General features: G+C 52.3%; 11 protein-coding genes. 1 reads left to right on the forward strand and 10 read right to left on the reverse strand.

Annotation, left to right across the window (positions count from 1 at the left end; translation table 11 throughout):
* Positions 1 to 354: 354 nt before the first annotated feature.
* A complete protein-coding gene (locus JRI89_05155; protein ID MBW2070626.1) occupies positions 355 to 1,932 on the forward strand; it encodes a DUF3365 domain-containing protein in 1,578 nt (525 codons plus the stop codon).
* A gap of 226 nt (positions 1,933 to 2,158) precedes the next feature.
* On the opposite strand, the gene JRI89_05160 is transcribed toward JRI89_05155, so the two are convergent.
* The 10 genes from JRI89_05160 to hcp all read right to left on the reverse strand — a co-directional run bounded on the left by JRI89_05160 (position 2,159) and on the right by hcp (position 14,055).
* On the reverse strand, positions 2,159 to 3,184 hold the full coding sequence (locus tag JRI89_05160; protein ID MBW2070627.1) for a hypothetical protein: 1,026 nt from the start codon (positions 3,182 to 3,184) through the stop codon (positions 2,159 to 2,161).
* Positions 3,185 to 3,263: 79 nt separating this feature from the next.
* The gene (locus JRI89_05165) at positions 3,264 to 3,725 is read right to left on the reverse strand and encodes a PAS domain S-box protein (GenBank protein MBW2070628.1); all 462 of its coding nucleotides are present in this window, start codon (positions 3,723 to 3,725) and stop codon (positions 3,264 to 3,266) included.
* Between the two features lie 49 nt (positions 3,726 to 3,774).
* A complete protein-coding gene (locus tag JRI89_05170; protein MBW2070629.1) occupies positions 3,775 to 5,082 on the reverse strand; it encodes a NarK/NasA family nitrate transporter in 1,308 nt (435 codons plus the stop codon).
* An 89-nt stretch (positions 5,083 to 5,171) separates the two neighbouring features.
* The gene (narI, locus tag JRI89_05175; protein ID MBW2070630.1) at positions 5,172 to 5,846 is read right to left on the reverse strand and encodes a respiratory nitrate reductase subunit gamma; all 675 of its coding nucleotides are present in this window, start codon (positions 5,844 to 5,846) and stop codon (positions 5,172 to 5,174) included.
* 4 nt (positions 5,847 to 5,850) lie between these two features.
* Positions 5,851 to 6,381 (reverse strand): nitrate reductase molybdenum cofactor assembly chaperone, encoded by a 531-nt coding sequence (gene narJ / locus JRI89_05180; GenBank protein MBW2070631.1) that lies wholly within the window; start codon positions 6,379 to 6,381, stop codon positions 5,851 to 5,853.
* A 24-nt stretch (positions 6,382 to 6,405) separates the two neighbouring features.
* A complete protein-coding gene (gene narH, locus JRI89_05185; protein ID MBW2070632.1) occupies positions 6,406 to 7,830 on the reverse strand; it encodes a nitrate reductase subunit beta in 1,425 nt (474 codons plus the stop codon).
* Complete coding sequence (locus JRI89_05190) at positions 7,820 to 11,503, reverse strand: nitrate reductase subunit alpha (protein MBW2070633.1); 3,684 nt, start codon at positions 11,501 to 11,503, stop codon at positions 7,820 to 7,822. Before JRI89_05190 ends, narH begins: the two co-directional genes overlap by 11 nt.
* A gap of 263 nt (positions 11,504 to 11,766) precedes the next feature.
* Complete coding sequence (locus tag JRI89_05195; protein MBW2070634.1) at positions 11,767 to 11,964, reverse strand: ferredoxin; 198 nt, start codon at positions 11,962 to 11,964, stop codon at positions 11,767 to 11,769.
* 97 nt (positions 11,965 to 12,061) lie between these two features.
* On the reverse strand, positions 12,062 to 12,379 hold the full coding sequence (locus JRI89_05200; GenBank protein MBW2070635.1) for a cupin domain-containing protein: 318 nt from the start codon (positions 12,377 to 12,379) through the stop codon (positions 12,062 to 12,064).
* A gap of 47 nt (positions 12,380 to 12,426) precedes the next feature.
* The gene (hcp, locus tag JRI89_05205; protein ID MBW2070636.1) at positions 12,427 to 14,055 is read right to left on the reverse strand and encodes a hydroxylamine reductase; all 1,629 of its coding nucleotides are present in this window, start codon (positions 14,053 to 14,055) and stop codon (positions 12,427 to 12,429) included.
* Between the last annotated feature and the right edge of the window lie 56 nt (positions 14,056 to 14,111).

Consider the following 14,111-nt stretch of genomic DNA (forward strand, 5'->3'; position numbering starts at 1 on the left):
TCAAATTAAACTTGGCATTAAGCAACTTCTTTTCATCATAACCTAGTTCTAATTCTAGCGGATTCTAGGCTAATTAACAGCTTGCATGGAATATTGTTACGATAACTAGTTTATTTTACGACTAAAATGAATGGTTTTGTGAACAAAAATATCACAACTTCAGTGTCATACTTTTCAGTCTACGGGGATCAAGTCATCCCTATTTGACTCACCCATTAAAGTGAGTTATCAGAAGAGATGAAAATGTATGAATGCCGAAGTCCATTCCATTGTTTCCTCTCCTTTGCCAATAAAATTCTTTGAAGGTCAAAAAAAATGAGAAAAATGCAATTCTCACTGCAGTGGAAATTCCTCATGAGCATAGCCTTGATCATTTTTCCGATCCTAGGCATTATCTTCCTCTGGATAAGTGTGCAGCATGAACAGCAGTCTCTGGATCAAATAAGGACCCAGGCCAGAGCCCTGGCAAGACAGATAGTGTTGACCAGACAGTGGATCTCCGATTGCGGGGGGGTTATGGTCCTGCGGCGGAGCAGGGGGGCTCAAAACACTGTTTGTTATTATGACGACAGGCTGGAAACTTCCAGAGGAACTTACCAGAGATTCACACCTGCAATGGTGACCAAGAAGCTTTCTCAATATTCCCAACGGCAGGATATGTACCAATTCCACCTTGCAAGCCTTAATCCACTCAATCCGGACAATCGTCCTGACGACTTTGAAAAAAGAGCTCTCGAGATGTTTCAACGTGAAGGCTTGACCGAGGTGTCAGCCTTTAAAGGCCAGGGTCAAGAACAACGGTTTTTTTACATGGTTCCGTTGCGTATGGATGACACCTGTCTCGAATGTCACCAGCAACAGGGCTTTACTAGAGGTGCTGTCGGGGGAGGCTTGAGCGTGATCTTGCCAATCGGAAAAATGAGAGCGGCCGTTGGCAGGGACCAACTGAAGCTCGCTGTCGCCGGCGTCGGTCTCAGCATATTGACTATCTTCACTCTATTTGTCCTGCTCCGGCGCATGGTAATCAGGCCCTTGCAAGAGCTTGAAGGAGTGACGGCCGAGATAAGTGCTGGAAACTTGGCGGCCCGGGTGAATATCTCAACGGGAGATGAATTCGAAAAGCTTGGCCAGGCTTTCAATTCAATGGCGAGGAGCCTTGCCGACAGCCGTGAATCGCTGGAAGAAAAGATCAGACAGGCCACCCGTGAACTTTCCGAAGCAAACAGTGAACTTCAAAGTCTGGACAAACTAAAATCAGACTTTCTGGCAAACATGTCTCATGAACTTCGTTCTCCTCTGACTGTGATTCGCGGTGGCGTGGACTATCTCAACCGCACTATTCAGGGCGTGGAAAACAGACGCTACCTAGCTGTCATTGACAAGAATCTGGCCCGCCTGATTCACCTAGTTTCTGATCTATTCGATTTCACCCGCATTGAGGCAGACAAGGCAGACTGGTGTTTCGAGAAAGAGAATGTCTCCTCCTTGGTGCAAGAGGTTGTAGAGATAATAGGTCCGTTGGCCAAGGAAAAAGATATAGCCATCACTTACAAATATCCCACTGCAATTTATGCATATATCGATCTCGAACGAATAGAGCAGGTGCTGGTTAATCTGATTGAAAACGCCATCAAATTTTCTGAACAAGGCACAACTATCAATATCGTTGTCAAGGAGCACGAAGACGAGGTGCAGCTCGCTGTAAGCGATCAGGGTGTGGGCATTTCCGAAGAAAATCTTGAAGTGATTTTCGAGAAGTTCCACACCCTGCCTTCATCAGGGAGCAGAGGAAGGCACGAAGGAACCGGCCTCGGCCTGGCTATTTGCAAAGGAATCATCGAGGCTCATGGAGGAGAGATCTGGGCAAAAAGCGTGGCAGGCGAGGGAAGTGTCTTTTATTTTACCCTACCAACAAAGAAACAGAATGACTGAGCTCGGATAAATTACTAATAAAACTGAGACAATATTAGCCCTGAGACACTTCAGTGGATTCTGGCCATGTGAGCCCGAAAGATTGCCGCCTTCTCATGACCTTTCCCTGTTATTCCTACTTTGTTTGCCCAACCACTGGGAAAAAGTTGGAAAAGGGGCTGGTATAGCACCCGCAAGGCAAGGTACGAGGTCGCTGCCTGCCAGAATATCATTCTGGGATATGATGTCAGGAAAGGTTGAATTCCTTGCGAAGTCTGGCGGAGAGCTCCCTGATGACTGCGAAGGCCTTCTCCACCGTCTTTTCACCGTCAGGATTCACCAGGCAGCACGTTGCCGGCGAGAGCATACTGCGGCTGAAAAGAAAATCTCGATCGATGCCCTTGCCCTCCAGGGAGGACCAGATATCTGTCATTCGCCTGTCCAGAGAGTCGAGATCTTCGCTGGCAAAGGGTTCGAAATTGGTTGGTACGATGCCCCAGACCAGCCTGCCGCCTCTGTCCAGGAATCTGCGAATGGATGGGGCATACTGGGCGAACACTTCTCCGTTGCTGTAGACGTCTAAAGAGAGTACGTCCATGTCCAGACCCAGGAGAAAATCCCAGTCAGGATTGCCGCAGAGGTGAATGCCGCGGGGTCTGTCGATCATGGCAAAAAACATCTCCATGTCTTCTCGGGCCTTCATGTCACTGTAGCCAGACAGAGCGCTGAAGAGAAACTGTAGGCCTGGTTCGTCTACGAACATAAATGCATTGGCATTGAGCTTCTTCAGCCGCTGCAGCTGGACATTGACCCGGCGGGCCATGAATTCCATGAGAAACGGCCTCACTGTATCGTCGAAGAGAATCGGCCGGTCGTTCTGGTCCAGAACGTTAAAGCCGAAACTGATCGGTCCTTCAATCTGCCCACGAATAGCTGGTCTTGCTGAAAAATCCAGCTCCAGGAAGCGGTGGTAGACCACCGAATATTGCTCACTGATATCAAAGTAGGCGGGATTATCGAAGTGGGCCATGGTCTCCTCGAATTCGGCCACAAACTTATCCATGGAGAATCGCAGAGTGCGATTGTCCAGATCCAGGAGGATTCCTGGGAAATGTTCTGATGCCTGGACGTACATGTCCTCATAATAGCTCACATGCGGCAGCTGCGGCCAGTAAGGTACATCCAGCGACAGGGCCATTTCCAGGGCCCGGTCCACATCCTTATGCGGCATGACTGCCATGGCAGTGGTCAGCAGGTTTCCCGGTATTGGCATGAGTAGTTCCTCAGAGCAGCTCTAATTCTTCAAGGTTGATTGGTCGGTTTTGCAACTGGATATGGCTGGCTGCACCATCTCAATAGCGCTTTGTGTCTCTCATTCTTGACAATTTCCCCTCCAATTCGGCCAGGCGGCTTAGCAACTCTTTTTCCTTTTGCCAGCGTGCCGTTACATCGCGGATCAGAGCGGCAGTGCCTATGGGTTTCCCAGCCTCGTCGGCAAGCAGGGCTATGGTGAATTCTATGGAAATACGGCTGCCATCACTTCTGACGGCAGGTACTGCCAGTAAATCTTTCCCGTATGTACTCTGGCCTGAAGCCATGGCCTGGCGGTAGCCTTGCCAGTGCCTTTGCCTCAATTTTTCGGGAATAATGAGATCCAGGCTGTTTCCCAGTGCCTTTTTTGCTGAATAGCCAAAAATCGATTCGGCGGCAGAGTTCCACAGCTCAATTATTCCTGTCTTATCAGCAAATATGATGGCATCTGCGGCCTCAACCACGATTTGCTGGTACAGGCGTGCTGGCGTCAGCGTCAACATAAAACAAATTCCTCCTGAAACTCAACAGGCAGAGAGGCGTTTTAACTTTTCAGGCGGGAGCTTCGGCAGCCTGTTCAGGAGCATAGCGGTTCAAAATGGCAAAGAGTACCAGTGAGAGCAGGGCCAGGCCAAAGAAGACGGCAAACCCCAGAGCATAACCTCTAGTGCCAGACATCTTGACAAAAAGTCCCATGACAGGCGGTATGACAAAGCCACCAAAGGCCCCCAGGCCGCCAACAATACCCGCAGCGCCGCCAACTGTCTCGGGTGTATACTTGGGTACCAACTTGAACACTGCTGCATTGGCAAAGCCCATGCCCAGGGCTAGCAGAAGCTCCCCTGCTATGGCAACCGCCATGGATTCTCCTGCTGACATCATAATCAGGCCACCCAGGGCCACCACCATAAAAGAAAGAAATACGGTCTTCTCGCCGCCAAGCCGATCTGCCGTCAATCCTCCAAACACCCTGAGAATTGAGGCGGACAGGGAATAGAGTGCGGTAAGGAGTCCTGCCATTACCAGACTGGTCCCAAAATATTCCCGCCAGTAAGTCGGAAACCAGACAGTTAGAGCAATGAAACCACCAAAGGTGACAAAATAGAAGACTGTCAGAATCCAGGTCCGCCAGTTGGAGCCGGCCTTCTTGAGAGACTCCATTATGTTGCCCGAAGGGATCAGCTCTTCACCACAGGCAATTAACAGGGCATCTTCGTCGATTTCAATGCCCATTTCCTTATATTGAAAGTAGGGTGCATCCTTCATGTACAGGAAGAAGACGATCAGCAGGGCGATGAGCATGCCGAGCCACAGCACGTAGGAAAATGCGAAGCCCAGAGAGACTACCAGGAAAGGCAGGGCCACGGCGAACATTCCCGGAGCCATGTTGCCCAGACCTGCATAAACGGCCAGGGCTGTACCCTGCTTTTTCTGAGGATACCAGTAGGACACGGTGGGTATGCCGACAGAAAATACTGCAATGCCGCAGCCGCACAGGATGCCGGCGAGCAGAAACAACGGATAGTGAGCAGGACGGGGTGGGGTAAGGATAGTAAACAACAAAGTGATGGCGCCAATGCCGGCAACGGCGAGTCCAAGAAGGACCAGAATAGGCTTTTTGCCACCCAGACGGTCTACCATGGCTCCGAAGGGGATGCGCAGCAAGGAACCGGTCAGGGCTGGGCTGGCAGCAAGAAGTCCCATGAGCATGGGATTCAAAGCCATGGCCTGTTTAAGCTTGGTAACAATGGGACCAAAAGCTGACACTCCAGCAAAGCCGGCAAAAAACGCCAGGGTGGTCCAGGTCAGGGCGGCCCCCCTGCTCGATTGTGCATAACAGACAGCCTCATCATTATTCATGAGCTTTCGGCTCCTTTCAATCATTTGTCTAACTTTACAGCCTGACTACATAAATATACTATCCGAGATATTGCCATCTCTTCTATCGTCTATGAATGTAGATGCCTCCGCCTGTAGAGAATTTGTCTGCGGAAGGCATAGCTGACTGGTGCACTCCAGATGTGAATCAAGCGACTAAAGGGTGAGAAAGCGAGCAAAACAAAGGCGCTCAGGATATGAATCTTGTAGCTCACGGGCACCGGCAGCATCAGGGCCGGCTCTGGTCTGAATGTCAAAATCCCTCTTATCCATGGAGCAATGCTGTCGAGAACATAGAAGTGACCGAAGATCACGTTGAAAAGACCCATGCCAGTGACAAAAACAAGCAGGGCCAAGGTGCACCAATCATTGACACTGCTGGTTACTTTGATTCGTTGGTTTGTTCGCCGGCGCCAGGTGAGCATGAGGCTGCCGCCAAAGGCGGCAGCGCCTACCAGCAGGCCGCTGTAGTAGGCAATCGTGGTATGCGTTTGGCCATCTAACCCAATGGCATCGTAAAGGCTCTGGGGGACGAGCAGTCCTCCAGTGTGGCCTGCCAGCGTCAACAAGATTCCCCAGTGAAAAATGGTAATGCCGTATTTGAGCCCTTTCTTGTCGAGAAGTTCACTGGAGTGCGCATTCCAGGCAAAGGGATCGGTCAGATAGCGATAGAGATGACCTACCACAAAGACGGTAAGCGCCAGATAGGGAAATACCAGAAAGGCCAGGGTGTTGGTCAGATTCATCTTTCTATTCCCCTTTGTCTTCCAGGTCAGCAAAAATTGCCGCGACAATGCGGAGAAGCCCCGCATAAGGGCTTGCCAGTTGTCGCAGGCAGGAGCCTATTTCTTTCAGCTGCAGATGGTATGCTTCTGGCTGCCAATGATACTGGTCTTCCGGACAGATTGAGAGAAACTCCAGTATGATAGGCAAGTAGTCGGCTAGTTCACCACTAGACTTCTCGTAGCCGCTTCTCTCATAAAGCTCAAGAAATTCAATGAGGGCCCGCCCTCGTTCTCTGTCGTCGCCCCACTTGTGGTAGGTGAGGTTGAGGCAGGTGGCAGGGTTCAGGTCAAAGGTGGCAGTGTATTCCTCCTGCAAGCGAAGAAGGGCAGTATTACTTACATACACCAGGAAGCGAAGGCATTCTTCGCGTACAGCCGAATCTGCTATTTCCCCCACCGCTTTTTCCAGTTCTGGCAGTCCGCAGAGCAATTGATCATCCGGGTAGGAAAGCAGAATAGAGAGAATCTTTAGAAGAAGGCGCCTTTCTGTAGTCATTTGTGCCATCCAGCTCTGAGGTTGCTATACATCCACAAATCCCAAACTCCCTTGAGCCTGGTAAAGATCTTCCTTTGCTTCACGCTTTACAGTGGGAAGCACAAAACGATCTCCATATTTTGCCAGGGCTAGCAGCTGGTACATTTCCCTGGCCATCTCTTCTGTCATGCCGACTTTTTCCAGGGCAGCCAGGTTCGTTTCCTCCTCGAGCCGCTGAGAGCGCATGTAGGTGCGCAGGGCCATGAGCTTCTGCAGAGCCAGTCGCACAGGCGCCTCGTCTCCGGCGGTCAAGAGGTTGGCCAGGTATGTGAGGGGAATTCGCATATTGTCGGCATCATTTCTGTCCTCACCCTCACTCTCGAGGAATTGTATGAGGGGACTCAGTGGGGGCACGTACCAGACCATGGGCAGGGTGCGAAATTCCGGGTGGAGGGGAAAGGCCAGCCCCCACTCCACCGCCAGTTTATAAACGGGAGAAGACGCAGCAGCATTCAGATAACTTTCGGGAATTCCCTGGGAGATGGCAGCGGATCTCACTTCGCTGTCAGCTGGGTCGAGAAACATGGAAGTCTGGTTGGCATAGAGCTGCTGTTCGTCCCGGGTGGCGGCAACCTCTGGCACTCTGTCCGCATCATAAAGAATGACTCCCACATAGCGGATCCGTCCCACACAGGTCTCGGCACAAAGGCTTGTCATGCCTGCTTCAATTCTCGGATAGCAAAAGATGCATTTCTCGGACCTTCCTGTATGCCAATTGAAGTAGACTTTCTTGTAGGGACAGCCGGATACGCAATAGCGCCAGCCGCGGCAGCGCTCCTGGTCTACCAGGACTATGCCATCTTCTTCTCGCTTGTAAAGCGCTCCTGATGGACACGAAGCCACACAGGCCGGATTCAGACAGTGTTCGCAGAGACGAGGCAGGTGAAGCATGAATACCTTTGCAAATTGGAGATAGATCTGGCGTTCCAGGTTCTTGAAGTTGGGATCTCCGTCTCCTGTGGTTGAGACTCCGGCGAGATCGTCCTCCCAGTTAGGTCCCCAGGTCACCGGCATGGGCTTCCCGGTAATCTGCGATTTGGGTCTTGTGGCCGGCTGATGCTTCCTGGTTGGACTGGCAATCAGCTTGGCGTAATTGTACGTCCAGGGTTCATAGTAGTCATCTATGGCAGGCAGGTCTGCATTATGGAAGATTTTGAGCAGCCTGGAGGTACGGCTTCCTGCCCGCAGCGATAGACTGCTGCCTTTGAGATGCCAGCCTCCTTTATGGATATCCTGGTTTTCCCATTTTTTCGGATAGCCTATTCCAGGCTTGGTCTCCACGTTATTGAACCAGATGTATTCAGCACCGCGCCGGTTAGTCCAGACGTTCTTGCAGGGAATGCTGCAGGTGTGGCAGCCCAGACACTTGTCCAGGTTCAAGACCATGCTGATCTGTGCTTTAATATTCATACCAGTTTACCTCCTGCGCCTTGCGGACGACTATGACCTCGTCGCGCTGGGCGCCGGTGGGTCCGTAATAATTGAAACCATAGCTCAATTGCGCATAACCGCCGATCATCTGCGTCGGTTTGACCATAATGCGGGTGACGCTGTTATGGGTGCCTCCTCTCTTGCCGGAGAGTTTGGAGCCCGGAGTATTGATCATCCTCTCCTGGGCGTGGTACATGAAGGCTTTGCCTCGAGGAATGCGATGGCTCACCACCGCCTTGGCCATGATGACACCGTTCACATTGAAGCACTCGAGCCAGTCGTTGTCCTTGACCCCTATGGCAGCGGCATCCTCGTCATTTATCCAGATGGCCTCCCCACCGCGAAACAGTGTGAGCATAATGAGAGTGTCCGAGTAGGTGCTGTGTATAGACCATTTGGAATGCGGCGTCAGATAGTTGAGGATGATTTCTTTCGACTCCCGCCGTTTAACAGCAGTGGAGCCAAGCGCCTGCATGTCCAGAGGCGGCCGGAACAGAGGCAGGCCTTCCCCGAATGCCAGCATCCACTCGTGATCCTGATAGAATTGAGCTCTGCCGGTCAGAGTCCTGAAAGGAATCTTTTCCTCGATATTGATGACAAAGGGAGAATACATACGGTTCTCGGACTCGATGCCACTCCATATGGGGCTGGTAATGATCTTCCGGGGTTGACCGTCCAGGTCAGCAAAGGAGAAGCTTTCCCCCTGGCGGTCCAGGCTCAGATGGGCAAGCTCCAGGCCGGTCTTTTTTTCCAGGCCTGCCCAGGCCTTTACCGCGGTCTTGCCGTGGGTCTCCGGCGCCAGCGCCAGAATTGCTTCCGCAACCTGCCTGCCAGTTTTGAGTTCAACCATTCCCTCACTGATGCCCGGAGCAGCAACGATACCCTGCCTTTGTTTCAGCTCCTCATATTCTTCCGCCGCGTTCCAGGCCACACCCTTGGAGCCAATGCCAATTTTGGCAACCAGAGGTCCCAGGGCGGTCATCATTTTGTAGGTATTGGCAAAATCTCGCTGCACAACAGTCAGGCCCGGCATTGTCTTCCCCGGTACCGGCTCTGTTTCTCCCTTCTTCCAGTCTCTTACCGTGGGCTGAGCAATCTCGCCGGGTGAGTCGTGCAGCAATGGGGTTGCCACCAGATCTTTCCTGGTGCCCAGGTGGATGGCGGCGAGTTCAGAAAACTTCTCGGCGATCGCTTTGAACTGTTCCCAGTTGGTCCTGGTTTCCCAGGGCGGATCAATAGCTGGATTGAAGGGATGGATAAAGGAATGGAGGTCAGTGGTGCTGAGATCATGCATTTCATACCAGGAGGCCGCAGGCAGAGCCACATCAGCGTACATGGCACTGGTGGACATCCGCAGTTCGAGAGTAACAAGAAGATCAAGCTTACCTTCCGGGGCCGGCTCACGCCAGTTGATTTCCGTGGGCCTCTTGTTGCTGTCAGCATTGAACACGGCATGGTCTGTTCCCAACAGATGTTTCAGGAAGTACTCGTGTCCCTTGCCGCTGGCTCCCAACAGATTTGCTCGCCAGAGAAAGAGCAGCCGGGGAAAGTTCTCTGGACTGTCAGGATCTTCCAGGGCAAACTTCAGGGTCCCCTTCTTGAGTCTGTCCACTACAAAAGAGATGATTTCCTCGTCCGTGCTGGCTCCAGCAGCAACAGCCTCATCGCACAGCTCCAGGGGATTGCTGTTGAACTGGGGATAGGAGGGCAGCCAGCCGAGCCTGGCAGCGATGACATTGTAGTCTGCCAGGTGTTTATTTGTGTATGCTTCAGCCAGCGGCGAGGCAAGATGCTGCCCGTCAAAGGTCTCATAGCGATACTGATCTGTAGCAAAGTAATAAAAAGAAGTACCGTTCTGCTGCCGCGGCGGCCTCAGCCAGTCGAGGCCAAAAGCTATTGAGGCCCAGGCTGCTTGTGGCCTTATTTTTTCCTGGCCAACATAATGAGCCCAGCCGCCCCCGTTAACCCCCTGACAGCCGCACAGTGTAGTAAGATTGATGATAGTGCGGTAGGTCATGTCGTTGTGATACCAGTGGTTGGTACCGGCACCCAGGAAGATCATGGACTTGCCCCTGGTTTTTTCGGCATTGTCGGCAAATTGACGCGCTACCCTGATAACATCCTCACGCGGCACCCCGGTAATGCTTTCCTGCCAGGCGGGAGTATAGGGTTGGGGATCGTCATAATCTTTTGCCACCTCACCACCATGACCTCTATCGACGCCAAGGTTGGCAGCCATAAGATCAAAGACCGTGGTGAGGAGAATGTCCTCGCCATTGATTCGAAGCTTTTTGACCGGTACGGCGCCCTTTTTCACCCTGGCCCCCTGAAATTCGAAAAGCGGCAGGGAGACCATCGACCAGCCGTCGTTGTCTTCAGCAAAGCTCAGGAGTGGATCCACTTCAGCGCCGGTCTGCGAATCCACTTTGTGCAGGTTCCAGCGTCCTTCTTCGTTCCAGCGGAAGCCAATGCTGCCGTTAGGCACCACAAAGCGGCCGCTGCTGCTATCGAAGTAAACGGTCTTCCATTCGCTGTTGTTTTCGTCCAGACCTAGGTCAGCGGCGCGCAAGAACCTGTCGGCCAGGTAATCCTCTCCTCCAGCTTTGAGCACCACTGCGAATGGCAGGTCAGTAAAGCTCTTGGCATATGAAGCAAAATAGTCACACTGCCGGTCGAGATAGAACTCCTTGAAGATGACAAAGGTCATGGCCATGGCCAGAGCAGAGTCGGTGCCAGCCTTTGCCGGCAGCCAGGTGTCGGCAAATTTTACGTATTCGGCATAATCCGGTGCCACAGCTGCTACTCTGGCGCCGCGATAACGGACTTCTGTAAAAAAGTGAGCATCCGGAGTGCGAGTCATGGGCAGGTTTGTGCCCCAAACTATCATGTAAGTCGACTCAAACCAGTCAGCGCTTTCTGGGACATCAGTCTGTTCTCCCCAGATCTGCGGGGAGGCGGGGGGCAGATCGCAGTACCAGTCGTAGAAGCTTATCATGGAGCCGCCTATGAGGGAAAGAAAGCGTGCCCCAGAAGCATAACAGACCATGGACATGGCTGGAATCGGGGTAAAGCCGAACACTCGGTCAGGGCCATACTTCTTGATGGTGTGGATGAGGGAGGCGGCAACGAGTGTGGCAGCCTCGTCCCAGGAAACCCTGACAAAGCCGCCTTTGCCGCGGGCGCGCTGATACTTTTTCCTCTTTGTTTCATCATCGACGATGCTCTGCCAGGCTGCTACTGGATCAGACTGCGTATGGAGAGCGCCTCGCCACATATCCAGCAGCACCGAACGGATATAAGGATACTTCAAACGGACCGGGCTGTAGGTGTACCAGGAAAAGGTAGCCCCGCGTGGGCAGCCACGAGGTTCATGGTCCGGAAGATTGGCTCCACAACCGGGATAATCACCCCTCTGGGTTTCCCAGACAATTACCCCGTTTTTCACATACACATCCCAGGAGCAAGAACCTGTACAATTTACGCCGTGGGTGGAACGCACTTTCTTGTCGTACTGCCATCTGTTGCGATAAAACTTCTCCCATTCCCTCTGGCCACAGCGTATTTCACTCCAGCCACTGCTGAGGATCTCCGTGCTGCAACCGTCTCGCGGTCTCAGAAAGCGAAGAGACGACAAAAGATTCTTTTTGACCATGGCCTTTTCTCCTGGTGAATTCTAATGGTCATTCTTTAAAGTTCAGCGACTTGCAGTTCCTAGAGCCACACGTGCATAATATTAACCTCGAAATCTTTAGGAAAACAATAGGACTTAATCGGACAAAAAAACTCTTTTTGGCTGTCAAGAGTTTGAATGCCTAAAACTATGAGCTCCGGTGGGAATTAGCCCGATAATTTCAGAATCTGCCCTGGTGCCATGACATCAACTAGATATGGGCAGTCCTTTCAGCGGTATCTGCCTCAATCTTCTTGCCAGCTAATAGCTTCCGCAGGACAGGAATCAATGGCATCTTCGATGCAATCCTCGGGACCACCTTGCGCTTTGATCACTTCTGACTTCTCTTTTTCCTCGTTGAGTCGGAACACCTCGGGGCAGAGCGCCTCACAGGTGCCGCAGCCGATACATTCATTTTCATTCACAACAACCCTGCGAGACATCTTGTACTACCTCCAAAAGAATGGCCGAACGTGTCGTCCGTGCCCTGTACTCACTGTCGGCAACCCAGAGAAGCAATAGGTGATGCGGCAGCTGTTGTTAGATGGGTGGAGCTATGGTCACCAGAACGCGCATATCAGTTTCTGCCCTGATGCCATGAGGCTCGGCGATGTCAGATATCAACACGTCTCCAGGTTCAGCCGGGAGGCGGACATCTCCTTCTCCCAAAAACTCGCCGCTTCCCTCCAGTACAGCAATGCTCAATTGACCTTCGATATCATGAGAGTGAATGGGAAGCTCTTGCCCTGCTCTGAAGTTGAAGTTGAGGACTTTGAAATAAGGGGAATCGTGTACGAGCAGTCGGCTGAGCCCTTTGTCCTTGAAGTCGTTCTCCTTGAAAATATTGATTTTCTTCATATGGTTTTCCTGGGGGCGGGGATGTCTCCCCGCCCATATCTTGCTGGTTAGCCCAGAATAGCCTTGAGGTCTTCTTCGGGTGTGGTGATAGGTTTGATATCAAAGTTCTTCACCAGTACATCCAGAACGTTTGCTGACACGAAGGCCGGCAGGGAGGGTCCCAGGCGAATCCCCTTGATGCCGAGGTGGAAGAGGGTCAGAAGAATCGCCACCGCCTTCTGCTCATACCATGAGAGGATCATGGAAAGAGGCAGATCATTGACCTCCACGTTGAAGGCCTTGGCCAGAGCCACGGCGATCTGGATGGCCGAGTAGGCATCATTGCACTGGCCTATGTCCAGCAGCCTGGGAATGCCGCCGATGTCGCCGAGATCCTTGTCAAAGAATCTGAACTTACCGCAGGCCAGGGTGAGGACAATGCAATCCTCGGGGACCTGCTCCACAAACTGAGTGTAATAGTTGCGTCCGGGCTTGGCGCCGTCACATCCTGCCACCAGGAAAAAGTGGCGAATGGCCTTGCCTTTCACCGCCTCTATGACCTTGTCCGCCACCCCGAGTACCGCATTCCTGGCAAAACCCACCATGACTTCCTTGCCGTTGGAGTCTTCCTGAAAACCTGGCAGAGCCAGTGCTCTGTCTATCACTGGTTGAAAATTGCGGTCGGCTATGTGTGTCACACCTGGCCAGCCAACGAGACCACAGGTAAAAATGTTGTCCTTGTAAGTTTCTTTCGGCTTTTGGATGCAGTTGGTAGTCATCAAAATGGTACCAGGAAAGTTGGCAAACTCTTTAGCTTGATTCTGCCAGGCGGTGCCATAATGCCCATAGAAATGGGGATACTTCTTCAGCTCTGGATAGCCGTGGCAGGGAAGCATCTCTCCGTGGGTATAGACATAGATCCCCTTGCCCTGGCTCTGTTTGAGCACTTCCTCGAGGTCCTTGAGGTCGTGACCCGAAACCAGGATGGCCTTGCCTGCCTTGTGGCCCAGAGGCACTTTTGTGGGCACTGGATGGCCGTAAACGCCGGTGTTTCCCGCATCGAGCAGTTCCATGGCTTTGAGGTTGATCTCGCCGCACTTGAGAACCAACCCTACCCAGTCATCCAGACTGAGGTCATTCCGAAACAGAGCTGCCAGACCTTCATGGACGAACGCATAGGCCGTATCATCTTCCTGACCCAGGATCTGCGCGTGGTCAAGATAGGCACACACGCCTCTGAGGCCGAACAGCAGGGTATGTTTCAGTGACAGAATGTCAGGGCTGGTGCTCGGATAGGTCTTGATGCCCACTGCTTCTCCCTGTCGAACCAGTCCTTCGAAAGTAGACTCGGGTTTGAAGGTGGCAGGGCCTTCAGGCAGATCAACTTTGCCGCCTGCAGCACGGACTTTGTCCTTGAGCTGCTCTCGCTTCTCCACAGCTTCATTGATCCATTTTACGAAACGCTCCGGGTCAAAATCCACGTTGGTCAGAGTAGCGAAGGTTGTTTCGCAGGCGAAGACGTTGACGTCCCGGTCATTGACGCCCACCTTGCGCCCCTCCACTGCATACTGCGACAAGCCTATGACAGCATAGGTGAGAAGATCCTGCAGAGCGGCAACCTCGGGCTGCTTGCCGCACACTCCTATCTTGGTGCAACCTTCCCCTTTTGCAGTCTGTTCACACTGATAGCAAAACATAACTCCCTCCTTTGCTACTGGGTTTGTTGTTGAATCATGTGGCCACAACAGCCGCT

Source organism: Deltaproteobacteria bacterium, from assembly GCA_019309045.1.
In the GTDB taxonomy this organism is placed as follows: domain Bacteria; phylum Desulfobacterota; class Syntrophobacteria; order BM002; family BM002; genus JAFDGZ01.

Excerpts from the sequence above, each read along its gene's own strand:
- JRI89_05170 (MBW2070629.1), bottom strand. The coding sequence starts at position 5,082 with ATGAATAATGATGAGGCTGTCTGTTATGCACAATCGAGCAGGGGGGCC.
- JRI89_05165 (MBW2070628.1), bottom strand. The coding sequence starts at position 3,725 with ATGTTGACGCTGACGCCAGCACGCCTGTACCAGCAAATCGTGGTTGAG.
- JRI89_05155 (MBW2070626.1), top strand. The coding sequence starts at position 355 with ATGAGCATAGCCTTGATCATTTTTCCGATCCTAGGCATTATCTTCCTC.
- JRI89_05160 (MBW2070627.1), bottom strand. The coding sequence starts at position 3,184 with ATGCCAATACCGGGAAACCTGCTGACCACTGCCATGGCAGTCATGCCG.
- narH (MBW2070632.1), bottom strand. The coding sequence starts at position 7,830 with ATGAATATTAAAGCACAGATCAGCATGGTCTTGAACCTGGACAAGTGT.
- narI (MBW2070630.1), bottom strand. The coding sequence starts at position 5,846 with ATGAATCTGACCAACACCCTGGCCTTTCTGGTATTTCCCTATCTGGCG.
- narJ (MBW2070631.1), bottom strand. The coding sequence starts at position 6,381 with ATGACTACAGAAAGGCGCCTTCTTCTAAAGATTCTCTCTATTCTGCTT.
- JRI89_05190 (MBW2070633.1), bottom strand. The coding sequence starts at position 11,503 with ATGGTCAAAAAGAATCTTTTGTCGTCTCTTCGCTTTCTGAGACCGCGA.
- JRI89_05200 (MBW2070635.1), bottom strand. The coding sequence starts at position 12,379 with ATGAAGAAAATCAATATTTTCAAGGAGAACGACTTCAAGGACAAAGGG.
- hcp (MBW2070636.1), bottom strand. The coding sequence starts at position 14,055 with ATGTTTTGCTATCAGTGTGAACAGACTGCAAAAGGGGAAGGTTGCACC.
- JRI89_05195 (MBW2070634.1), bottom strand. The coding sequence starts at position 11,964 with ATGTCTCGCAGGGTTGTTGTGAATGAAAATGAATGTATCGGCTGCGGC.